Raw genomic sequence first — 23,868 nt, forward strand, 5'->3', positions numbered from 1 at the left:
TTTTACTTTGAAATGTTTGAAGGAAGACTTTTTCTTACTAGAAAAGGATAGATAAAGCCTATGAGATGGCTTAATCTATCCTTTTAAATTTCTTCTTTTTATTTTACCTATTAAATCTGTTGAAACCTCCCAATAAGCCCCATAGTCAAATACTGTTTATTTTCATTAAAGTCCCATGGCCAATATCTAAGGGATAGTTCACTTTTATCCACTTTTTCCATAAAATCTTTTATTCCAATCAGGGCTGCACCATACCCTACATTAGAAGCTAAAGCAAAGATGGCATTAAGCCCTTTATTAAAAGTATCCATATACTCAGACTCTATCTTTAAAATATCAGACCATGTAATATAAAACCCATTTTCAACGCAACATTTAGAAATTGAGTGATGCAAAGTAAGTACAATTTGATCTCTTAAGTCAAGAAAGCCATCCTTAATCTTTTCTAATTCTTCCTTCGCATATTGGTGCTCATATTCAGAAAGTGTATCTATTGCCCAATTATAAAATAATTGGGTATAAATTGCGGATGTTGCAACGATATCAAAATGATTACTATAATCAGCGAAAACTCCATCCGCTATCTGACCTAACTGATTCTCAGTATCTTTCAGAAATCTTACAATATCATTGACTTTTTCCCCACGCTCTAGCAAAAAAGAAAGCTTATGTTCAAAATCTATTTTATTCAACCCTGTTACATCGAATTCAATCAGTTTGATTTTATTACGAGTACTTTCTGAAAAATGCTTCGTACCTTTTTTCATACTTTCTATATCTATATCGAATAAATAAATGGAGTTACATTTAGTCGCAAGATGGTCAAGATCTAGATCATCGCAATTGCCTGCACCAAATATTGCTACGTTATCAACTAAACCTTTTTTCAAAAAAACAGCATCGAATAATCCTTTAACTTGTTCACGATGCCTTGTCCATCTAGTTCTTCTGAATTCATCTCGATTATGATTCATTTCTCTTTGAAAAGTATCCAAGAAAATCGCTCCCTTTGAGGTCCTCTTTACTTAAATATTGTATCAAAATATTTCTATTATGTAGAGGGATTCAAATAGTTTCACAAAGCACAGAAAACAAAACTGCTAATATTCAGGAGGTCTCTCAAATTTCTTAGACTTTCAAGTTTATATATTCTAATATTTTTGGATCTTTATAAGCTACACAAATGTTAGAATAATATGGAAAATAATGAAATTAGGTGTTAAAGAAAAGGGGGATTTATGAGTAAATCTAAGAAGATTTTGCTAAGTTTACTCGGAATTTTTCTTATAATCTTGGCCGGTGCTGCAATACTAATGATTTCGTTTACGCAAAGAATGAAAGCATTTGTCCATAAAATCATCGCGAAAGAGATAAAGAATCCTTTCATTAGCAAAAAACCTACCTCCTTTAAGGAAGTAGGCGTATTCAAATTCATTTTCAAAAAAGCTTCGAAATAGCTTAGAGTGTTAATCATTGCAATGATTAACACAACTAACTAACAATCCTTCAGGACTATCTTTGATAAACAGATGAGATAAGCTGTCCTAGTCTTCGAATTCCCTTGATTATTTCTTTCTCATTGGCATAACTGAACGAGAGCCGGAGAAACTCGATTCCATCCTTTTGATCCAAGAAAAAGTATTTCCCTGGAACATACGAAACACCATCAGCTAAAGCCTGTGATAATAAATGAGACGTATCAACACCTGGAATCCTCACCCATACAAAGTAACCACCCTCTGGTACATACCAGGAAACGGATTCTGGAAGAAATTGTTCCAACGAACGGATTAACGCAGTACATTTAGTACGATACACATCTTTTAGAAGGACGAGTCGTTTCTCAAGATCGGTGTTTTCTAAGTATACAGCCATTGTACTTTGAGCAAATGGATGGTCTAAATCTTTTTTAAACCACTCTAAAGCCTTAATGAATTCACTTTCTCCTGCTATCCATCCAATTCGCATTCCTGGCGCCACTACCTTGGATAATGAACCAACGTGAAGGACTCGTCCGCATTTATCAAAAGATTTTATTGGCAGCGGACTTTTATCGAAGGATAATTCTCCGTATGCATCATCTTCTAAAATGAGGAAATCAAACTCGATGGAAAGCTCCAATAAATGCTTCCGGCGCTCAGTTGTCATAGTCGTTCCAGTTGGATTTTGAAAGGATGGGATGGTATATAGAAAACGCGGGAGGGTGAGACCTGTACGTTTCCTTTCATCCAGCATTTCTTTTAATCGGTATGTTTGGAGTCCGTGTTCATCTATAGGTATACTAATAATTTGCTTTGTATAGTTTTGAAAAATCTCTAAAGCCTCCATATAGGTGGGAGATTCCACCGCTGCGACCGCTTTATCATCAAGGAGAATGCGGGCAATAAGATCAATCGCCTGACAAGCTCCTGATGTAATCAAAAGCTGTTCTTCCAAAACGCAAATTCCACGTTCTGCCAATCTTATCTGGAGTTGCTGCTTCAGTCTTGCAATACGTGGACTTCCGAGATAATGGAGCGGCAAATCCTGCTCCTCATCAAGAAGTCTTGCTACTGCTCCCTTGAGCTCCTCAGCAGGAACGAGAGCAGGATCCGGATAGCCTGAACTCAAGCGAATACAACCATCTGGAAGATCTGGCATCCATGCACCGGGCGGATCATTCTTAAGTGCCACTTTAATGTTTTTAGAAAAAAAAGATTCAACATTCACTTTGACCATACACCTTTCCGTAATATAAAGAAAGGCAGATCATCCGCCTTACTTCACTTTTTATGCAACTCATTCCATTTCTTAACCAAACGCTTCGGTGCCGCCCGTAAATAGGCTTCTTGTATTAGATCGGTCAATTCATCCCAGTCTTCCCTATCCGGATTTTGAATAGAGACCCAACCGTGATGTCCTATATACGGTGTTTTGAAAAAATTCTCTTTCTGTAGCAATAATTCTTGAGTGTCCCGATCTGACTTGAAAGATAAGCTGAATCCTTTCTCGCTTTCACCTGAAATCACGAAGGATTTTCCATTGATTTTAAAAGTATTGTGACCGAAACCGTCAATAAGTTCAACAGCTTCGGGCAGCGCAAGACAGATATTGCGTACATTTTCAAGCATGCCTGCCGTGTCTTGTAATTTCATGTTTTAATTCACCTATTATCGAATCTATTTTGCATTCACATCTGGTTGATGAATTCCGAATATATTGCCTTCGGTATCAATATAGTATCCTTGCCACGCCATTCCAGGCAGGGCATATTTGGGCTTTGCGACCTTGCCGCCATTCTCCATAATTTTAGCTTCCGTTAAATCGTAATTTTCCACTCCCATTGTACAAGCAAATGCATTTAAAGCTTGGTTTGTTTCCGGCGGAGCACTTTGACGCTGCATCAAAGCACCATTGATCCCAAGTTCATTCTCATCGCCAGTTACAGCTCCAAAGTAAGGCATTCCTGCATAATCACTCCAATCTTGAAATGACCATCCGAATACCTCTCCATAAAACTTCTTTGCCCGTTCCATGTCATTCACATGAATTTCGAAATGAACTAATCTCCCCATGATTTCCTCCTATTTTTTACAAGAATTAAAATTATTCAGTGTGTTCGCTTACAAATTCCTATTTATTATTATAACGGGTGTGGAAAAAAATTCAATTTTTATAAGAATATATTATTTTTAGTTGAGATTAAATCAATTTTTAGAGCCTCATCATACATCCTGTCATAACTTTTTAGAAAGACCACAGGAGCCGTTCTTCAAATATAGTTAGTTCCGACCAACAGAATCGGCCCCATGTCCCTTCTACATATCTACTCAATTATTTTTTAAAAATTAATTGTGACACGCACTCCACATGTGTGGATGTTATTTGACGATACATGGAATGTTGGTGGAATAGCTTAATCCTAAAATATAGTAACTAATGATTAACAAACAGATTAATTCCTTAGATAGGCAACCTTTTATTATAATTATAAATAAATATAGCTTATCCTTCATTAATTTTTTTCCACAAAAAGGACAATTATTATTAGTTTCCCATGCTCCTACCATTAATTTAATAATAATATTACTATTACAAGTTACACACGGAAATATTTCTCCACTAATAATCCTTAACTTCTTTACCTTGTCGGTTTGAGACGTTATTTTTTGTGTTTTTATATCTTCTTAAAATATATGTTATGTAAACTAAAAAAAGTGTAATTAAAAAAGGAGACTTAAAGCCTCTACTCTATTATTGCACGGGTACTGCATTACGTAAAAAGTTAGGCAAATGCTCATAATATGCCTGGAACGTTGCAGCCCGAACGGCAAGAAAATTCTGATTGGATTCCTCCCCATCCGGCTGTGAAATGCCATTCGCCCAGTCGTTTTCTACCTCATGATCATCTATCGTTACAATAAACGGTAAACGCTGCATGGACAGCCTGTAAGTCTGGTGAAGTTTTATAAAGAGCATGTAGATACAGAAATCTGCAAGGGTTTCCGAGGTCTTTTTCTCATAGATATAGTCTCCAAGATGGAAAACAAAATCGAAGTCTCCCTGTGCCATATCACGGTAGGCAGCGTAACGGCCTCCCACCCAGAGTTGGCAAAAACGCCAACGAAAGACTGTTTAAATGTGTTCCTCATGCATGAGCCGTTTTGGTCCTTCCTACTGGACTTATCTCATTTCCAGTTTTAAATCGATAATAATACTCCCGTCCTGGTTTCAGGTCATATACTTCTGCGTGAACAGAATGAGCAAGCTCTGACATTGCTACCTCTGTTCCGTGTCTTACTACCTTATTAAACTTTTCATCTTCTGCCATTTCCCACTCGACACGAATACTTTTATCGATCATCCCACCTAAACCATCTCCAGCAGTAGGATCAGGAGCTAATCTTGTCCATAATACGACGCCATCTGGTAACGGATGCAACTCCTAGAGTAAATGGATATTCATTAGATGTGAATAAAGCTTCTACATCCTTATTTGCCAATGAATTAGAGGTTGTTAGCCCAATTGTTGTAGCTAAAGCTACTTTGCCAGATGTACCCAAAAAATTTCTGCAACTCAATTTTTTAGAATTAAATTCGTTCAACCATTTTTCGTACCTCAACTTTTACTCCCCTAAGAAGATATGTAAGTTATTATCGAACCTTGTCAAATAGTCTGACATATTATATATAAATAACATTGATTGAGAGAGGACATGACCAAATTTACCGAAACTATATACAAACTATAGATATTTAACAATGTTGTAAATAAATTAACAAATACTGGATTTTAGTCAATGTTTTGGACACTAAAAAGTTAAATCTTAAGCTGTATTCCTAATTCGATCTTCAATGGCCTGTGGGGTTTGATAGCCCAATCTGCTGTGAATTCTTTTTCGGTTATACCAACCTTTAATAAATTGGAACATCGGTGATTTAGCTGTTTGATAGTCTAGCTATTGTACGTGGTTGACTTCTTCCTTTTAATAGGGCATGAAAGGATTCAATACTAAAATGTGTCCATGAAACTATGCTAACTCCACTAGACAGTTTTTTTAGCATGTTTAGTTTCTCAAAGAATATTGAAAGGTTTTGTAGGTCTTTTACTAGTATTTAATTTTTGGGGGCAGATCACATTTCTTAAAGTAGTAGTAGTATCAGTATGTCCGAGATTTAGAGTTACTTGCGATTATCCTGAAGTATTAGTACCAGAACAACACCTTTAAATGAAGCATTACAATCTCCAGCTGCCATCTTTTTCTATGTTTCTAGAAACAATCGTTTTGTAAACAAAATATGCTGAAAATTCTGATTTTTTATATTTTCATAACTTAGCCAAAAAAATAATTTGGCATTGGAGATAAAGATATGAATAAGAAAACATTATTAGGAGCGGGCTTTGCTCTTGCCCTATTATTTAGTCCGTTTCACCAGGCGTGCGCTCCAGAAACAACTGGGGATTTAAGGAAAATGGACACCGTAGCTCACCGCGGGGCATCAGGGTACGCACCAGAAAACACCATTGCTGCATTTGACAAAGCATTGGATATGAAAGTAGAATATATTGAAATTGATGTTCAAAGAAGTAAAGATGGAGAACTGGTCGTGATGCATGATAACAAAGTTGATCGAACAACAAATGGTACTGGATATATTAAGGATTTGACTTTCGAACAGCTGAGAAGTCTGGATGCTGGTAGCTGGAAGGGAGAACAATTTACTGGAGAAAAAATCGCTACATTTGGAGAAGTTCTCGATCGATATCACGGGAAAATTGGTATTTTAATAGAATTAAAGTCCCCAGAGCTCTATCCAGGAATTGAAGAAAGCGTGGCCCAGGAATTAATAGAACGCAATCTTGATCACCCGCAAAATGAAAAAATCATCATCCAATCATTTAATTTTGAATCAATGAAAAAAATAGATGCTCTTCTTCCAAATGTTCCCATCGGAGTACTAACAACTTCTAAAGCTCATACAACAGACCAAGCATTAGAAGATTTTGCTACCTACGCTGATTACTTTAACCCGATCTATGGAATTGTTACGGAAGATTTAGTTAATCAAGTACACTCACACGGAATGAAAATTTCTACATGGACAGTACGCAGCCATGAATCAGCTGAATTTCTTTTAAGCATGAATGTGGACGCAATTATTACAGACTTTCCAGATTATGTAGATCCAAGAAACTAAACTAACCTTTCATCCTTTTTAAGATTCATGCAATCATTTATTTATGGAAAAAGAGCTAGCTAGGGCTGCTGACAAACTAATAGGGTTTCAAAGAACCGTATCGAAGTAAGTCTGAACTTACCCCGAATTCTGTACGTTTCATATAGCCTTGATCCATGGCAAGGAATTCCCGGGAGTATGGGCATCCAGTTCTATTAGATCTGGATGCTAATTTAGCCCTATAACTAGGATGCCCTTCCTTGCATTTCCACCATATATGGTGTCTTCCTTTTGGAGGAACCTCACTTGGCTATATATCACCATTTAGTTCATAATCCCATTCGTTCACCTTTCTGGATATTCGCTTGCTAGATTTTTCTTCATTTACTCTTCTCCAAAAAAAGTATTTAATGTCGCTGAGTATAATTATTCCCAAAAATTTTAATCAGCAGACAATTATGCGATTCCACACCAAGCCTGTAGCTTTATAAAAAGTTGGATTATGTTCCTAAAGTCTAAGATTATCTAACTAATATATTATCTTTCCAAGTAATATCTTTGCGTAAGTTTGGCGTATTGTTAAGATATAAGAATGGAGATTCTTTTGCTGTCCAAAAATCTTTTTCTTTAGCTCTATACCTTTCAGTGCCTTGCATAATATAACAGGCATCTTTAGGCATGCTATTGCCATCATTTCTCACTTGAATGGAGTTGATGTCTATCAGATTATGAAGAGCTTTGGCCATGAACAACTCTCCACTACAGTAATTTATTTGGAGAAGATTTTTGAAAAAGAACGTCATGTAATTCATATGTGGAAATCAGATGTGTTTGGGGTGTATATATAATAGAAGAAAGTCGTCAAAGAACCCAGTAAATAATTGTTTAAAAATCAGTTTGAGCCCGAAGTGTGTTTATAATATCGAGCTTCATACAGCTTTTGTAACAGGGCTCAACTATATTTATCTTTTCCATTCCACATTTTCTTCTGAATTTCTTAGGCTCATAGGGGGGATAAAGGATCACTTTCTCATATTGACTTGAACTGAAAGGAAGAATACCACATAGGCATAAAGTAACTTTAACAGATATAGGTGAGAATGATCGATGTTATTTGACTTTTCTTTAATTGAAATTGACGCTATAAAACGAAGTCAGATTTGCATCAAAAGAATATACTTATTCGTTGGAAGATGTGGAGAAAATTATTTACTATGAAGGAAATGATGATGAATTTTCAGAATACGTATTCTTTTATAGCGATGGAAATAATTTGAATTTAAGTGAAAATGGATAGTTTAAGAAAATATAATTCATGATAATTATTAAAGCTGAAGATTTAAATATAAAAATGGAGAATATTGATAAGAATTAATCTGTCCATGTAAACTTCTGGAACTATTATATTAGAAATCAAATAAATGAGCTTGGAGGCACATCCAGGCTCATTTTGTGTTGATGTTTCTTATTATTAATATAAGATCAGAGAAACTATGCAGCAATAAATATTAATTACGTTTCAATTTTTTGTTATTAAACTTTGTTCCCTATTCTGTTGTTAAAACACTTGCTATTGTAGGGTAAATTTCACTTTCAGTTCCGTTAAACTTTTTAGTGAAAACAAAATAGCATGTTGGAAATGAAAGCAATAGATTAAATGGATTAACATTTTCAATTGTCTTTTTTATATCTCCATAAGAATTGAGAACATTAAATTTATTTCCTTATACCTTCAATTTATTTGATAAGTCTTTACTTCTTCTTCCTATTTTTAATGGACGGTGAGTCCGGGTTTTCAAATAAAATGATAGGTACCCTGTTATTAACACGATGACCGTTGAAACAATAAGGACAATACATCCAGTTTTAACCTGTATGCCGGGTTGATTCAAAACCATTGTTAACTCCCCGTTAACCACTTTGGGAATATCAAGATACGTAAAAGGGGATAGGTAGGAATAATCTTCTAGAATTTGGGTGCTGACTACATATCCTACTGTAAAAATTGCGATTGTAGCTATATAAATAGTAAATGTATTCTTTAAAAAGATGGATAGAAAGTTCGATAAAACAAGTATCAACAGTAAAATAAGGAAAACTAGAAGCATACTTTCCCATAAATAATTACCTAAAGCTAAAAAGTGAAAGCCACCGTTTTTAGATACATGCCCTGTATAGGATACCGATTCAACAATGCTTGTGTGATCATAGTATAAAACTGGATAGTTCAAATCACCGAAGCGATTAAAAAGTGTACCTACCAAAACTAAAAGCAAGCATAATGCTGCACAGCTTACCATCGAAAGAATGGCTGCAGTTAGCGTTTTCCCCGTTAAAATATCCCTCTCCTTAATAGGCTGAGTTTTTAAAAAGTTCAAGGTATACTTCTTTCCTCGTTCCCCAGCCAATCCTGAACCAAATAAAAATAAAAATGGAAGTATTAATATAAAGTATAAATAATTTTCAAAAAAGTAATAAAGAGAATAAAGACCACTATTATCAATTTTTTGATTGGCTTTCAGCACATCATTTTTTAGGTCCTCATCCCAAAATATCGTTCGAACATATTCTCCGGAAAAAATCGGACGAATATCATGTTCAATCAGCCATTCTTTTTCAGCAATGCTGGCATCAATTGAAAATTGACCTAAATCCGTTTTATATTCTATTATCAATTGTCCAGTGTCAATATCTCCGTTGGCAGCCCGATTTTGAAAAAGTTGGTAGTCCACCAAGGGTCGCCAATCTCCTTGTTCATAGGAAGCGATTGCATCTTTATTTTTTTCAATCATTTTAGTACCGTATGCTAAAGTATTTCTCATTAAATCTAATTGGGTATTTTCCGTTTGTTGTTCTTTTTCTAATGTAGCAATGCTCTCCTTCACTGTTGGTAGAAGCAACATTTCTACTTGCTGAGCATCATCATGCACTCGTTGGACGTACTCCTTTTCTTTATCTTCCGTCTCCCCTGCAAGAAAAAAATATCCTAATATTATTAAAAATGAAAATAGCATGTTTACCTGCTTCATTAAACCTCTACGGCGTGCTTTTCGAAATTCAAAAACTGAAATTGTCCAAATGGATCTAACATTTCTTTTCGTATGTCCATTCCAAAATGGTTTTTTATGACCCGAAAAATTGAACAAACTAGTATCCTTTTCACTGAAAATTATTGATATTCCAACCAAACTGATACTCCATATCAGAGCCGAAAGTAGATACAGCCAATCCGTACTTTTAGGAATATTTGCAATCAATTCACTAAAATGAAAAACTTGATAAGGATTCCATGTATTTTGGAAAAACACAAGATCGTCTGTTGTGAAATAGCCAACGACTAAGATAAAACAAGTCGATAGTATCAATGTAAAAGAGTTCTTTAGCCAATTGCTTAATAGGGTTACAACTGCAAAAGTAAATAGACAAGCACTCCCAAAAAACATGCATGCTCTTAATACATAACTGGACGTCGAAATATAGCTATACGCTTTACCCGTAGAAACATATTGTGGATACTGAAAATCGAATACTCGCTCTCCAAAAATCAATGGAATAATGATGCCTATACTAAGAATCATCACTAAGAATATAAACAACATGAAAAGCAAGCTGATATATTTACCTACAATTATATTCCACTTAGGAATTGGTTGGGTCGTTAAGATTCGCCAGGTATTATGTTCTTTTTCTGTGGTAATAATATTCCCAAAAAACAACAATAAAAGGAAGATGGAGCCGCCACCAAAAAGAAGCATAATAACGTCTTTAAGGTATAATACCGGTGTTACTGGAAAGGCTTCATCAGCATATGATAGATTATGAGCCAAAAGCCAATCATTTTTCTTCATTGCCTTTTCCAGTTTGCTTCCTTCCAAAGATTTAAAATCCCCGCCATGTGAAATAAACTGTTGCACATACATTAGAAATTCATGCTCAATGTTCGGTATTTTATCCCATTTCCCATTATAAATGGCAGCTTTCCAATCAACTAATTCTTTACCTACTTTTATCACTTCTTCTAACTGTTTTGTTTGTAATTCAGTAAGAGAACCTTCCATCTCAATAGCTTTTAAATTATTATAGCTTGTATTACTATCTGCGATATAAGGTTCGATAGCTTTAGAGGCACGTTCCGACATGGTAGACTGCTTTTGATAATTTTGAAAAAAAAGTCCACTTATACAGAATAGAATAATAATAAATAGCCAAAGTAGCTTTTTTTGGCGCCGAATTTTTTTAAGTTCAAACAGAAAGGTCGTCATGACACACCACCGCTACTAAAGAATATTTTCTTATATCGTTCCTCGGTGCCTAAAATTTTCTTTTCGATATCCAAGACGACTATGTTATGTAGTTTTAACAATTCGAAAATATTTTGCAGATTTTCATCCTTTAAACAAATGTAAAGTCTATTTCCTTCAAATTTTGTAGTTATATTAGCCTCACTTAAAATAAATTCTGCCATTTCAACATCCATCACTTTGATTTCATACCACACTTGTTTGTGTGCTGATAGGTCTTCATGTATGAGTACACCATTTTTTAAAAACAAGATATTCGAAGTGACTTTGTCAATTTCCGCTAAATTATGTGACGATAAAAGAATGGCCGTTCCTTGTTCAGCCAATTCTAATAATAGTTCGCGGACCTTTATTGCACTGGTTGGATCGAGTCCATTAAGTGGTTCGTCAAGAATCAACAATTTCGGCTGATTGATTAGCGCCATCGCCAATAATAAATGTTGCTTCATTCCGAGTGAATAGTGTCCCACCTTTTTATTCAAATAGCCATCTATCCCAATTCTTTCAGCGGTTTCAAAAATATGTTTTTTTGTAATCCTTTGCAAGTCCCCGATAAATTGGAGATGATCATATCCCGTTAAATAATCATAAAGCACTGTGTTATCCTGCATGAAAGAAATTTTTCTAAATACTTCTGGATCTTTATTACTTCCTCCTAGTATATTGACCTTACCATTATTTGCAGGTAACAAGTTGTTAATAATATTTAGAAGTGTTGATTTGCCAGAACCATTTGGACCTACGAGAGCTACAATTTCAGAATTGTTTATATCAAAAGAAATTCCCTTCAACACTTCTTCTTTACCGTATGATTTATGTATGTTATTAACAGATAAAATCAATTTTGTTCACCCCTATTATTTGGTAAACTAATTTTTTGAACAAGATAATGAATGAAGTTAAATATTTGAAAGAAATATGATTATTAGACTATCAGATTGATAAAAGAAAAGCTCTTGAAACAGTCTTTTTAAAGAATGTTAAGCAAGAGCATAATCTTTATTCTACTACATTTCTATTGGTTTTGTACTAACTGGCATTGGATATGGTTAATCGTCACGGTATAAATAACCTATAAATAACCTCTATAGTACTTATAAGTTCCAACAGTCTTAAAAAATCCGAAAAGGAAATACCCAAAATTGACCTTGGCGGGATAACCGAGGAGCAAAATTAAGTAATATTTTTTGATAGTTAAACGATTTAATGTAAGCGGTGTCGTATATGTCCTGAATATGTTTTAAGGTCAATTTGTTAAAGAATGTGGTACATATTAACGCCTCTTTTACCATCGCAAAAAGACCATCCTTTGTCAACTTTTGCTTCATCAACACAGCTGCAAAAAGGCGAAGGTCTGTCCTCCACCATTTTGCATTTACTCTATTTATTCGAAATTGCTTCTTTTTGAAGTAATGGGCCGCCCTCGTGCCAGGACACAATGAAAGTTCAAGAAAAAGGAAATCAACCAGAGCCAAAAAGGGCAATAAATATTTAAAATCTGCTTTAACCGAAGCTACTCATACCGTTGGAGCCTCCAAAAACTATCTTGGCGCTCTATACAGATGGACAACTGAGCGAAAAGGAAGAAAACGAGATGGAATTGTGGTTGCCCACGCCATGTTAAGAATTGCTTATTATCTTTTAACTAGAAAAGAAATGTAAATAGAGTTAGGCGAAGATTATTTTGATATACAAAAGCAAGCTTCCATTGAACGAAATTCGGTTCGAAGGTTAGAAAACTTAGGATATACCGTAAATATATCAGAAGCAACCTAACCACCGATTTATTAGAAGATCGTTAATAATGCGCTGCTCTTTTTCAAAAAAAAATTGAAGTTGCGTGTTTTATTTAATATGGTCTTTTTCCTGATAATTAGTAATTAATCTTCATAGTAGTTCATTAAGAATTGTCATATAAGTCTTATTTTATTAGTATTTTTCAAAGTAAGTTAAAGTGTTTACCTTTTAAAACAAGATGGATACTCAGAAGTCCGACTAAGTGCTTTTGCAGAGAACCAAGCTATTAAAATGTACGAAAAAATGGGCTTTAACATAAGAATAGTTACATAAGGATTATCAATGGCAGTTAATTTTTGATCTCGCCACACCATCTCTAAAACATCTTGTGGTATTTCTTCTGTCTCTGATATCTCATATACTTTTCCGTTTAAATCAAAACTAAAAATTCCTTGTTTTACTACGTTTTCAATGGCTTTACGTTTTGTATTATCCAATAAACGTGGGTATCGACTTTAATCCCTAACAGCAATCCAAATTCATCTTTTCGCAAACCAGTTATGACTGCATCAGCGTATTGGTAATTAATAACCTTATCAAGACCTAGATTAAAAATATCCTAATAAATAAAGGATAGTACATATTTTATATGACTAATATGTATTGTCCTTTTATTCAACAAAAGCCCCAGTTGAAGAATGTATAAAGAATTTAACGTATTACACCTGAAAAATCCCCTTTTAATACTTCTATCTCATTTTGATTTTCACATAAAAAGGATGCAATAATAGCTGTTCTATCTTTTTCTTGCCTTTCGTATTTTTCAATTTTTACTTCACAAATGATTGTATCCCCCGTAAACACAGGTCTTAAAAACTCAAAATTCATAGTACGAGCCATTACGTTATAATCTCCACCAACTTTTTTTGGTAAAGTTGCCGTTAATAACCCCTGAACGACAAGTCTTCCCTGTTCATCTGGGGTTATATGATGAATCCCTTCATTTCACCTGAAATCTCGGTAAATAATTCAACATCCCTTAATGTAAAAGTCCGTTCAAACGTAATTATATCTCCTAGTCTTATTGGCATATAAATCTCCTCCTAAAACGTTCTGTTTTTCAGCAATCCCTATTGAAACCAGACAGTTTTCCATTCACTTCCCAATTCTTTTAGTTATGTAGAAGATCTTGAGGTTTCCAATCTTTTGGCTTTATGTTTTTTTTCATCCATTTCTTTTGTGGTGCTTGGTATGGGGTGGTGGCGATTAAGTGATTATTGTGCCAGCTTGCTGCCCCGGAACGAATCATTTCATCGAGGAGGATTTGAATAAACTCTTCTGGCTGAAGCTGGAAAGAGTAGCGTGCAAAATCTTGGAACCAGCCACAGTTTAGTAGGTAGTTATTGATTTCTTCTTTTGACAATCCATTTTTAATGATTAATGTAAATGAAAAAATCCTCTTGCAGGCATGCCATGAAACTTTTCCTGGCATCCTGAGCCACTTTTCAAACCGTTTTCTAGCTGCGTCAATGGCAGCCAGAGGATTCTCTATTTGAGGTCCATGTCCAGAATATGCCTGTCGAATACTTAGTGTGGACAACCGATCCAAACTTTCCATAGATCGTTGGATAGAGGAAACACCTTCTCGAAAGATGTTTAACCATCCGATATCATTTTTGTGGAAGAGATCCCCGCAAATTAATATCTCATCTTCTGGTTCATATAAAGAAATATGTCCTAACGTATGCCCCGGTGTGTACAAGACCTTTAAAGTTCTACTTCCTGTAGGAATTTCATCGTTATCGGAGAGTTTTTTATCGACTCGATAAGGTTCTACGGGCTGATCTAACCATTCTGCACTACAGGCTTCAGGGTCACAAGAATTAATTAAATCAGCTTCCCATTTATGAGCAGCAATTGTAACACCATAATTTTTTTGAAAATGAAAATTCCCTCCTATATGGTCACTATGATAATGAGTGTTCACAATAAGATGTAATTCTTCTGGTGACACGCCTGCTTCTATCAATAATTGCTCTGTTTCTATCGCATCACTCCCAAAACCAGTATCAATAAGGATTGGGAGCTGATCATTAATTAGAGTCATGTTTGCACTTGGAAATTTTCTTTCAAAGAAAATAATACTTGATTTCTTCATAAGGTCTTCCTCCTTAAATACAATGACTTACCAAAATACTCAGCTTATTAGTATATTTATTCTATAAAATAGGTACTACTTCCTTCATGAAGTTAAGCACCCATAAGAGAAAGAAGAACACAGATTAATTAAAGCTGACCCTCCTTATAAAACCCAAATTCTATTGATTTAACAGTTCAATATCAGCATAGTCCTCTTTTGGGCCTAACTACATTGGTTCTGAGTACTTTACCTGTAAAGTTGTAATTATCTTGATAGCTTACCTCCATAAAATACTTTCAGTTCCTCTTCCTTCATCGTAAAAGAATGTTTTTCTTCAGGAAAACGTTTATTCTTCGTATAAGCTTGAATTGATTCCAATATAATCGTATTCACTGAATGGTATTGTTTCACAAATTTAGGGACCCGCTCAACACCATAGCCTAAAATATCATGATAGACGAGAACCAGGGCATCCACACCCAACCCAGGACCGATTCCAACCACAGGAATCGAAAGGGCTTTGGAAACTTCTTCTGCAACTTGTCTTGGAACACATTCCAATAAGATGGCAAATGCCCCTGCCGCTTCACATTTCTTACAACAAGCCAAAGATATATATCGTGAGAATTAATAGGGTTACTAATAATGGAATTGACTTGTATTTTGGGTGGGCACGTGGAGATCAAAAGTTTCTTACATACTAATTTTATGAATAGGTCTTATTGATTCGCATTCAAAACTTAAGGAAACATAAAACAATCTGTTCTCTAGGCTTTTGATTAACTATATTTTTAAACGGAAGAGAAAACAAGACTCACCAGATTATCCGTTTCGGGCAGCCTTGTTTTCTTATTCGGACAGCCGGTAGTCGTTCGCCCAGCTTGTATAATAACGACTCGTTTGCAATAGGGTCTCTACGCGCAATATAAGTATCCGGTAGATATTGACTAGGTGATATTAGACGTAAACATCACTATCATGTTTGCTACCTAAATTATAGAAGATAAAATGTATTTCCTTCAGGACCAAGCGGCAAGTGTCCATCTTCAAGCAATTCTACAATATATGAAAACGGGTTTACATCACCAGTAAGCTCGGCTGTACAAGCAAGAACACTTATATACATGGCATGTCCAACGAGGAACTTGATTGCTTTTTCATCCCTAAATACATTCAATGCTTGTTTATATGCTCCATGAAAAACGGCCTCAGGTACTTTGTCCACGATATCGGCAAGTAGTTTTTCATTTCCAGCGGCATCGATCTTTTCCTTAAGTTGATCTGGTAAATCCTTCAGAACTTCCCAAAGTATACTGCTTTCAAACGTAAGACGGCTGACTGCTTCTGAAACCTGTGCTGCCGAAAGCCACTTTATTTTATATTCACTGACGCCAATTGCACTCATAAACTGCTCTACTTTTTTCTCTGCTTCATTACACTTTACCCCGGCTTGTGAATACCAGTCTATAGATGTAAGTCGCTCAATCATTTCATTAGCAGACCGTGCGTCTGTACCGTACTTTTCTTCATTGATTATTCCGGCTAAAGCCATTTTAGTCCGCTCCTTTCATATCTTCCGTTTTATCAGGACGACTGGGATATCCCTGCAACCCATTATCTGTTAATATTTTGTTGTTAGTTCTGGAGGACCAAATTTCGGTCCATATGGGCCTTCATCGAGCCATCGTCCCAGTCTTGGAACTATGGATACGAGGGATGCTGCAAGTTCACGCTTTAGGTTCATTTCAGGGGCATCCCCTTGAAGGTGATGCAATGCAGTGGTTGATCCGTCGCGGTTCCACTTTGCGGCAATCCGTCTTTCAGTTGCTGCTGCATCAACTGCTGCTTTCCGCTCCGTTTCAGAATTAGATTGAAGTGCTTTCTCAATCCCCCGTACAGAAATAATTGCATCCGGTACACCGGAGTTCAATCCACGGGCACCAAAAGGAGCAAACAAATGGGCTGCTTCACCGGCGAGAAGAATTCGCCTTTTTTCATCTGTAAAGGAATTGGCAACAACCTGATGAAAACGGTATGTAGATACCCATGTAATACGCTCAGCATATTTAGCATCCATCACTTTTGGAAGCCACTTTTTGACACCCTCGATATTTGTATAGTCATCCGGATTGTCCCCTTCTAAAAGCTGAAGGTCCACACGCCAGCCGCCATTAAACGGAACAAACATCACATTCCTTCCTCCCATGGCTGGATGTTGATAATGAAATGTACGCTCAAGCGGTAGGGGATTTTCCTCATCTTCCTTTACATCAACTACAAGGAATGTATCTGCCGTTCGTGGTCCTTCAAATTTTAAACCAGCCTGTTCTCTTACAACAGAATGTGATCCGTCACTGCCAATAATGTATTGTGCTTCCCACATTTCACCGGATTTTGTAGTCAATCTCACCCCAACATCGGTAATATCCAATTTTTCCACTGGTGAACCCCAAACGAATTCAACACCAGCGTCAAGACAGGCATCATAAATATGCTTTTCAATATCATCTTGGTGCAATGCCGTGAAATGGGGTAATTTATTTTGATCGGTATTATCCGTAAAACCATAATTACGGACATACACTTCTTTTCCTTTATAAAGCGTTCGCTTAACCGGCCAAATGATTCCATTGCGCCCTAGTGTGAACCCAAGTCCTTTCGAAATTTCTTCCAAAAGTTTTAGAGTCGCACTGTGAGTATAGATCGCCCGGCTGCCCGGACGAGGACGGCCATGTGGATCCGCTTCAATTACTACAGAAGAAATCCCTTTTTGTTTCAATGCAAGACCCGCTACTAAACCAACCGGGCCAGCTCCAACAACTATTACATCGCATTTATTTACTTTTTCCATAGATGAGATTCTCCTTTTTTTAATATTTAATAATTACTTGTGGTTAGAATTATAAGGCAAAATAGACTATTTTCAGTTTTACAATCGCTTAAACTTCTCCGGCTAGTTTAACATCTACTGTGAATTCACCAATTTGGTCAATTTTAATGCGGACACAGTCCCCCGCTTCAATCGGACCAACTCCTTCAGGGGTACCGGTTGCCACAATATCTCCAGGAAGGAGCGTCATATTATCGCATGCCACTTCAAAACATTTATAGCAATCGTAAATGAGATGTTTTGTACTTCCATCCTGACGTACTTCATCGTTCACCCATAATGTCATGGCCAAGTCATTAGGATCTTCGATTTCATCGGCAGTCACAATCCATGGTCCAATCGGAGTAAATGAATCAAACGACTTTCTCCAGGTCCGCTCTTCATTGCCCCGAATGGAAATATCCAATAAGGCAAAATAACCAAAGATATAATCTTTTGCCTCTTCCACCTTTACATTTTTCGCCTTTTTACCGACCACATATCCAAGCTCCGCCTCATGGTCCGTACGACGATCCTTATAAGGAAGTAAAATAGGGTCAGAGGGGCCTGATAAGGACTCAGGTGATTTCAGAAACAAGGCAATTTCTTCGATTGTCCTAGGTGCGTTGTTGAATATTTTATTCATTTCTTCTTGATGTTTTCGATAGTTCACAGGTGCAGCCCAAATTTTCCGTGTACTTGGAACGGGGGATTTCAATCTCACCTCGTTCAATGAATAAGAAGTGCCTGTTTCCGCTTCCCGATTCATTTCCTCTTTAAGTTCATTAAAATATTCAACGAGCTTGAGGAAAGAAGCATTCGGGTCAGCTTTATCCCAACCTGCTACTTTTGATACATCTGTTACACGGTCTCCCATTACTACTCCAAGTAAATCGTCATTAAAAATAGCAATCTTCACAATGCCTCCCCCTTCTCTTCTCAAACGGTTCCGTCAGGAATAAAGACTTTTTCCACTACCTGGTGTCCATCATTTTCTTGGTAACCCTCGCTGAATTCAAGCTCTAATTTTTCCATGACTGGTTTGTCATTGAAGGAGAATAGGAACACATCTTCAATTCCCGTGTTCACATGCTCATGATTGCTCCATGGTGGTAGAATAAAGAAATCTCCTTTTTCCCATTCAAACTTCTGACCATCAATGACCGTATAGCCTGTACCTTCAAGAACATGAAAAATTGCGCTGTGAACATGTCGGTGCGCTTTCGTTTGCTGACCTGGTTTCAGCTTTTGCATCATTGTGCCAATGCGTAAATCAGCAGAGCCACCTGTGGTTGGGTTAATATATTCAATCGCATAGCCGTCAAACGGGTCAAAATCTGCTTCTGTCATATGATTAAGCAAATATTTAACACGATCGAATTTGTAACCGAAAATTGGTGATGGATAATCAGGAGCTGATTTTTCATTTAGCTTTTTAAACGCTCCCGTTGAAAATTGCTGATTAGCATAGTTTTCCGGTGCTTCCATTGGGTAGGACTCTTCCTCAAACGGCTCAAAAAACGATGCAGCCATCGTACGGACGAGACCGACATCTAGCCCATCCATCCAAAACATCGGCTCTGTTCCTTCATGCTTGTGCTCATGCCAAGTCCATGCCGGCGTCAAAATCATGTCTCCACGTTCCATATACGTTTTCTCTCCATTAACCGCCGTGTATGCCCCGTCCCCTTCAATAACAAAACGGATCGCAGATTGCGAGTGATGATGGGAGGGAGCGCTCTCACCAGGTAACAGTAGCTGAATGCCAGCATATAAGGTATGTGTTCCATACCCAACAAGACCTCGCTTCAGCAGGCTGGGATTTTGAAGATACACTACACGGCGCTCCGCGTCTTTCCCTGGCTCCAGCAATTCCCCTGCAGTCAGCACAAATTCACGGATGGATCTCCACTTCCATAAATACGGCTCTACATCATGTACCGGCTCTTTAGTTACCATATGGCCAAGATCGTACCATAGAGGACCAAGATTTTTTTTCTTCATTCCTTCATAATACTGATCTAGCTTTTCCTGGGTATAAACTTCACCTTTAGCCATTCAATTCACTCCTTATAAAATAAACCTCTGATTTGAAAGCGATTCCATTATTAAGTCTAAATAGATAACTTAGTTATCTCGATGAATTCCCAAAATTCCTAATAATAGAACTTTGTTTATCGCTCCCAATAATCGGGGTAGCATCAGGTATCTGCACTAATATCTAAGAAACATATTTTTTAGCTTCAATAATTACATCGGCAATTCTACGCTTCACTTCCACAATATCTTCCGGGCTACTCATGATAAGACGGCCAGCAATCCGCGAAAATACTTCATCGTCACTGAGATGATTTAGAATATTCAAGGCTCTGATGGCGACCATTTGGGATGTTTCATGGATAAATACTTTCGTATAAGCAATTTTTTGGCTGCTTTTATCTTTCCCTGTTACTTGTACTGCTTTTTCCGTTCGTAAAATGGAGCTTTCCGCCGAATAAATTCCGATGACTAGGTCTGCGATAAATGCAGCTGTTTCCTGTTCTTGATTTAAATTTGTTAGGCCGTTCTTCTGAACAGCCTCTATTGTAGAATGAAAAAGGTTTTTCATCAGCTGGAGTGTCTGCTTTTCACGTAGTAACGATCCTTCGTCGACATTACCTTTCTTACTAGGCAATTCATAAGCTTTCAGCAATGTTGTAGCAATGAGGATTCTATTAATTTCATTCGTACCTTCAAAAATCCGATTAACCCTGGAATCACGATATAGTTTCTCTATCTCATATTCCTCCATATATCCATAGCCACCGTGGATTTGCAATGCTTCATCGACGATAAAGTCAAGAACTTCTGTGGACATAACTTTGTTGATTGAACACGCTAAAGCATAACGGGCTATCGTTTCACCAAAGTCAGTGGAGCCCGTCTGTTTCATATTTTCAAACCCTTCTTGCATCGCGCCAGCAGTTCTATACACGGAACTTTCATTAGCGTACGTTTTTATAGCCATATCTGCTAGTTTATTTTTGATTAAGTTGAAGCTGCAAATAGGCAGGCCAAATTGCTTTCTTTCATTGGCATAGCTAACTGCTAGCTCAATAGATCTCTTTGCAGTTCCCAGTGAAGTGGCTGAAATCTTATGGCGGCCGATATTCAATACGTTAAACGCAATAATATGCCCTCTCCCTACTTCACCAATAACATTTTCAGAAGGTACTCTTACATTATCCAAAATGAGAGAACACGTGGAAGACCCCCGCAACCCCATTTTCTTTTCTTCCGGACTAATGGAGACTCCTTCGTAACCTTTTTCAATAATGAAAGCAGTAAACTTTTCACCGTTCACTTTTGCATACACAATAAATAGGCCAGCGATAGAAGAGTTGGAAATCCATTGTTTTTCTCCATTTAAGATGTAATATGTCCCACATTTTGATAATACCGCTGCCGTCTTTGCACTCATTGCATCCGTGCCGGATGAAGGTTCGGTTAGTGCATAAGCTGCAATAGTCTCACCTGATAACATTTTTGGGAGGTACATCGCCTTTTGTTTCTCAGTCCCAAAATAGGCAATTGGCAACGCTCCAATCCCGGTCTGCCCTCCAAATGTAATGGAAAACGAACGGCCAAGCGCCATTTTTTCAGATATGATGGACGCACTGACTTTTCCAAGCTCTAGACCGCCATCTTGCTCTGGAATATCTGCGCTGATTAGACCGAGTTCACCTGCCTCTTTGATGAGACGCACAGTTTCATCAAACTCCTGGTTTTCTATGTTTCCTAACGCAGGGTAAACTCTGTTCTTCACAAATTTTTCAGTCATGTCTTTCAGCATAATATGTTCATCATTAAAGTCTTCGGGTGTGAAAATTTCGTCAGGAAGGATGTCAGTATTTAAAAAATGTTTGAGTTCCTTTTTATCCGTAAGCATGTATTCACCTCTTCATAGACTGGTGGGTCTTCGGCATCATTTTTTCCCGGATATCATCAGGAATCGGTAGCGCCTTCGGTTTACCCTCAAATGATGTCCAGGCGCGTAATTCATACCCTTCAGCTACTATTTGTTCGCCTCTAATAAAAGCATGTCGTAATTTGAATACTTTGTTTTGTAATTCTTCAACTGCACTTTGTACAACAACGCTATCCTCAAAGAAAAGAGGACCTTTGAAAACGCAATTAGCCTCTAATAAAGGGACACCAATTTGCTGTTCTGCATAAAGTTTAGAGGATGGATACCCTATGGCTGACAAATATTCATGAGTGGCTTCATCCATCCATTTATAAAAGTTAGGGTAAAACACTATTCCTGCTGCGTCCGTGTCACCCCATCTTACCTGGAACGAGTATTCTGCTATCATGTTAGATATGCTCCTTTCAATTTCAGACTGGACGGCTGACCTTCGCATCCATCTGATCAAGAAGTCTCGATTTTTGGATTTTCCCGCTAGCAGTCATTGGAAAATTCTCAATGAACATGACTTTCCCTGGGACTTTATAATTTGCTATTTGTTTCTTTACATAGGATTTAATTTCTTCTTCTGTAATTTCTGTTCCTTTTTTTAGTTGAATGAAGGCGCACACCACTTCACCAAGCACTTCATCTGGAATGCCCACGACTGAAGCAACCTTGATGTTTGGATGTTTGGTCAGCACACTTTCAATTTCCTGAGGATATATGTTATAGCCCCCACGGATTATCATTTCTTTTTTTCTGCCTACAAAATGCAGATATCCTTCTTCATCCTGCACACCTAGATCACCTGTATAGAACCATCCATCTTGATCAAGAACATTGTCCGTCTGTTCTGGCATTTTATAGTAACCTTTCATCAAACCAAAGCTTTTGAGGGCTATCTCCCCTGTTTCCCCTAATGGGATTTCAAGTCTGTTTTCATCAACAATTTTCAACTCAACCCCCGGAATCGGTTTTCCGAGTGTCTTCGTTATTTTCTGTTCATCATCATCATAAGGTGTCATTGTAACCGTAACTGTTTCCGTTATCCCAAATGATTGACAAAGTTTTATGCCCATGCGATCTCGTATTTCCTTGACTTTACTTGGTGGAATTGGAGCAGATCCCACCATTCCTGTACGCAATGTCGACAAGTCGTAACTATCAAAATCCTCCAGTCCTATTTCTTTAATGAACATTGTTGGAACACCCATCTTTATCGTGACTTTTTCTTGTTCAATCAGTTTAAGAGTTTCACGGGGATGATATTTCTCCTGTAACACCATTCGTGCCCCGGCGGATACGCCGCAAAACAAGTTGCATGCCATGCCAAAGATATGAAACAGCGGCGCTGATACAACAAAAACGTCCTCTTCAGTACATCTAAGTTCCCCTGCTAATGTATTCGCGGATTGTACCACACCTCTGTGCGTGATCATAACGCCTTTTGGCACACCGGTTGTCCCGGACGTATACAAAATACAAAATAGATCGTTATTTACATCAATTTCAGCTTCCATGACATCACCATCGATTTTGTTCTCGTATGAATGGAGACCATCCCGTGTGAACCGTACAGAGATCAATGACGGTACAATCGACTGCGCTTCTTTTAACCCAAAGTTTTGATCAAATTCTTCAGTCACTATCAACGCTTTCGGCTCGGAATTCTTTAAGATGTATTCGACTTCATGTGTTCGATATTTGTGGTTAAAGGGGACGATCACCGCCCCAATTTTGGCTGCAGCAAAAAATATAACCACTGTTTCATACCAGTTGGGCAATGACACAGCAATCCGGTCCATTTTTTTTATGCCCAGATTGTAGAATGTCACGGCAAACCGATCCACATCCTTTATCATTTCATGGTAGGAGAACCGTCTCTTCAAATCATATATCGCTTCTTTATCCTCTTTACCTGAAACAGCACGCTCCAATAAACCATAAACTGTCAAAAGATTCTGATCCTTTTTCATATACTCACTCGCTCCCGTATGATTCTAAAAATCCTTCCATTTTTTCTTGCCTCTAAATTTGATTTTTAGCCAGAAACTTGTTTTCCCTTTTCACTGAACCATTTAGCCTACATTAACTTCTATTTTTCAGCATGACCGCCTCGATATGGAATCCTAATCAGGTTGACCATGAATCCCTGCGTATCATTTTTCACTTCCATCAGTTATTTCGTCTGCTGTGCACAAAACCCTTTCAATCC

The 23,868-nt window shown here is 37.2% G+C and carries 20 protein-coding genes and 4 pseudogenes; 3 read left to right on the forward strand and 21 right to left on the reverse strand.

What is annotated here, in order from left to right; all coding sequences use genetic code 11:
* Nucleotides 1-110: 110 nt before the first annotated feature.
* Nucleotides 111-995 carry a hypothetical protein gene (locus AKG34_RS11230; protein WP_053346155.1) on the reverse strand — a complete coding sequence of 295 codons (885 nt, stop codon included), beginning with the start codon at nucleotides 993-995 and terminating at the stop codon, nucleotides 111-113.
* A gap of 243 nt (nucleotides 996-1,238) precedes the next feature.
* On the opposite strand from AKG34_RS11230, the gene AKG34_RS11235 reads away from it, so the two are divergent.
* Complete coding sequence (locus AKG34_RS11235; protein ID WP_053346156.1) at nucleotides 1,239-1,457, forward strand: hypothetical protein; 219 nt, start codon at nucleotides 1,239-1,241, stop codon at nucleotides 1,455-1,457.
* Nucleotides 1,458-1,512: 55 nt separating this feature from the next.
* Here AKG34_RS11235 and AKG34_RS11240 read toward each other — a convergent pair whose 3' ends face one another.
* The 5 genes and pseudogenes from AKG34_RS11240 to AKG34_RS11260 all read right to left on the reverse strand — a co-directional run bounded on the left by AKG34_RS11240 (nucleotide 1,513) and on the right by AKG34_RS11260 (nucleotide 4,921).
* Nucleotides 1,513-2,709 (reverse strand): aminotransferase-like domain-containing protein, encoded by a 1,197-nt coding sequence (locus tag AKG34_RS11240; protein ID WP_053348081.1) that lies wholly within the window; start codon nucleotides 2,707-2,709, stop codon nucleotides 1,513-1,515.
* Between the two features lie 53 nt (nucleotides 2,710-2,762).
* The gene (locus AKG34_RS11245) at nucleotides 2,763-3,134 is read right to left on the reverse strand and encodes an MmcQ/YjbR family DNA-binding protein (protein WP_053346157.1); all 372 of its coding nucleotides are present in this window, start codon (nucleotides 3,132-3,134) and stop codon (nucleotides 2,763-2,765) included.
* Between the two features lie 24 nt (nucleotides 3,135-3,158).
* A complete protein-coding gene (locus AKG34_RS11250; RefSeq protein WP_053346158.1) occupies nucleotides 3,159-3,554 on the reverse strand; it encodes a VOC family protein in 396 nt (131 codons plus the stop codon).
* Nucleotides 3,555-4,233: 679 nt separating this feature from the next.
* Nucleotides 4,234-4,593: pseudogene (locus AKG34_RS11255) on the reverse strand (alkaline phosphatase D family protein); the annotation flags it as partial.
* A gap of 34 nt (nucleotides 4,594-4,627) precedes the next feature.
* The gene (locus AKG34_RS11260) at nucleotides 4,628-4,921 is read right to left on the reverse strand and encodes a PhoD-like phosphatase N-terminal domain-containing protein (protein ID WP_083450758.1); all 294 of its coding nucleotides are present in this window, start codon (nucleotides 4,919-4,921) and stop codon (nucleotides 4,628-4,630) included.
* Nucleotides 4,922-5,850: 929 nt separating this feature from the next.
* Between AKG34_RS11260 and AKG34_RS11270 the strand changes: the two genes are divergently transcribed.
* Nucleotides 5,851-6,678 carry a glycerophosphodiester phosphodiesterase gene (locus AKG34_RS11270; protein ID WP_053346162.1) on the forward strand — a complete coding sequence of 276 codons (828 nt, stop codon included), beginning with the start codon at nucleotides 5,851-5,853 and terminating at the stop codon, nucleotides 6,676-6,678.
* Nucleotides 6,679-6,754: 76 nt separating this feature from the next.
* Here the strand turns inward: AKG34_RS11270 and AKG34_RS29640 are convergent.
* From AKG34_RS29640 to AKG34_RS11285, 4 genes and pseudogenes are all read right to left on the reverse strand, one after another.
* Nucleotides 6,755-6,955: pseudogene (locus AKG34_RS29640) on the reverse strand (zinc-ribbon domain-containing protein); the annotation flags it as partial.
* A 223-nt stretch (nucleotides 6,956-7,178) separates the two neighbouring features.
* Nucleotides 7,179-7,403: a hypothetical protein gene (locus AKG34_RS11275; protein WP_053346163.1), complete on the reverse strand. Its 225-nt coding sequence runs from the start codon at nucleotides 7,401-7,403 to the stop codon at nucleotides 7,179-7,181.
* A 978-nt stretch (nucleotides 7,404-8,381) separates the two neighbouring features.
* Nucleotides 8,382-10,919, reverse strand: a complete 2,538-nt coding sequence (locus AKG34_RS11280; RefSeq protein WP_053346164.1) for an ABC transporter permease — start codon at nucleotides 10,917-10,919, stop codon at nucleotides 8,382-8,384.
* Nucleotides 10,916-11,800: an ABC transporter ATP-binding protein gene (locus AKG34_RS11285; protein WP_053346165.1), complete on the reverse strand. Its 885-nt coding sequence runs from the start codon at nucleotides 11,798-11,800 to the stop codon at nucleotides 10,916-10,918. The genes AKG34_RS11280 and AKG34_RS11285 overlap by 4 nt, the downstream gene beginning before the upstream one ends.
* Before the next feature lie 583 nt (nucleotides 11,801-12,383).
* Here AKG34_RS11285 and AKG34_RS11295 point away from each other — a divergent pair.
* Nucleotides 12,384-12,620 carry a transposase gene (locus tag AKG34_RS11295; protein ID WP_053346167.1) on the forward strand — a complete coding sequence of 79 codons (237 nt, stop codon included), beginning with the start codon at nucleotides 12,384-12,386 and terminating at the stop codon, nucleotides 12,618-12,620.
* A gap of 296 nt (nucleotides 12,621-12,916) precedes the next feature.
* On the opposite strand, the gene AKG34_RS28465 is transcribed toward AKG34_RS11295, so the two are convergent.
* The 11 genes and pseudogenes from AKG34_RS28465 to AKG34_RS11350 all read right to left on the reverse strand — a co-directional run bounded on the left by AKG34_RS28465 (nucleotide 12,917) and on the right by AKG34_RS11350 (nucleotide 23,629).
* Nucleotides 12,917-13,192, reverse strand: a complete 276-nt coding sequence (locus AKG34_RS28465; RefSeq protein WP_053346168.1) for a hypothetical protein — start codon at nucleotides 13,190-13,192, stop codon at nucleotides 12,917-12,919.
* A gap of 214 nt (nucleotides 13,193-13,406) precedes the next feature.
* Nucleotides 13,407-13,786: pseudogene (locus AKG34_RS11305) on the reverse strand (hotdog domain-containing protein).
* An 80-nt stretch (nucleotides 13,787-13,866) separates the two neighbouring features.
* Nucleotides 13,867-14,853, reverse strand: coding sequence for an MBL fold metallo-hydrolase (locus AKG34_RS11310; protein WP_053346169.1), 987 nt, complete (start codon nucleotides 14,851-14,853; stop codon nucleotides 13,867-13,869).
* A gap of 246 nt (nucleotides 14,854-15,099) precedes the next feature.
* Nucleotides 15,100-15,432 (reverse strand): annotated as a pseudogene (locus AKG34_RS11315) (3-methyl-2-oxobutanoate hydroxymethyltransferase); the annotation flags it as partial.
* Nucleotides 15,433-15,829: 397 nt separating this feature from the next.
* Complete coding sequence (locus AKG34_RS11320) at nucleotides 15,830-16,387, reverse strand: hypothetical protein (protein WP_053346170.1); 558 nt, start codon at nucleotides 16,385-16,387, stop codon at nucleotides 15,830-15,832.
* A 69-nt stretch (nucleotides 16,388-16,456) separates the two neighbouring features.
* The gene (locus tag AKG34_RS11325) at nucleotides 16,457-17,686 is read right to left on the reverse strand and encodes an FAD-dependent oxidoreductase (RefSeq protein WP_053346171.1); all 1,230 of its coding nucleotides are present in this window, start codon (nucleotides 17,684-17,686) and stop codon (nucleotides 16,457-16,459) included.
* 88 nt (nucleotides 17,687-17,774) lie between these two features.
* A complete protein-coding gene (locus tag AKG34_RS11330; RefSeq protein WP_053346172.1) occupies nucleotides 17,775-18,623 on the reverse strand; it encodes a fumarylacetoacetate hydrolase family protein in 849 nt (282 codons plus the stop codon).
* 20 nt (nucleotides 18,624-18,643) lie between these two features.
* Nucleotides 18,644-19,762: a cupin domain-containing protein gene (locus AKG34_RS11335; RefSeq protein WP_053346173.1), complete on the reverse strand. Its 1,119-nt coding sequence runs from the start codon at nucleotides 19,760-19,762 to the stop codon at nucleotides 18,644-18,646.
* A 163-nt stretch (nucleotides 19,763-19,925) separates the two neighbouring features.
* Complete coding sequence (locus AKG34_RS11340; protein WP_053346174.1) at nucleotides 19,926-21,632, reverse strand: acyl-CoA dehydrogenase FadE; 1,707 nt, start codon at nucleotides 21,630-21,632, stop codon at nucleotides 19,926-19,928.
* 4 nt (nucleotides 21,633-21,636) lie between these two features.
* Nucleotides 21,637-22,056 (reverse strand): acyl-CoA thioesterase, encoded by a 420-nt coding sequence (locus tag AKG34_RS11345; protein WP_083450913.1) that lies wholly within the window; start codon nucleotides 22,054-22,056, stop codon nucleotides 21,637-21,639.
* A gap of 25 nt (nucleotides 22,057-22,081) precedes the next feature.
* Nucleotides 22,082-23,629, reverse strand: a complete 1,548-nt coding sequence (locus AKG34_RS11350) for a class I adenylate-forming enzyme family protein (RefSeq protein WP_053346176.1) — start codon at nucleotides 23,627-23,629, stop codon at nucleotides 22,082-22,084.
* Between the last annotated feature and the right edge of the window lie 239 nt (nucleotides 23,630-23,868).

Source organism: Peribacillus butanolivorans, assembly GCF_001273755.1.
In the GTDB taxonomy this organism is placed as follows: domain Bacteria; phylum Bacillota; class Bacilli; order Bacillales; family DSM-1321; genus Peribacillus; species Peribacillus butanolivorans.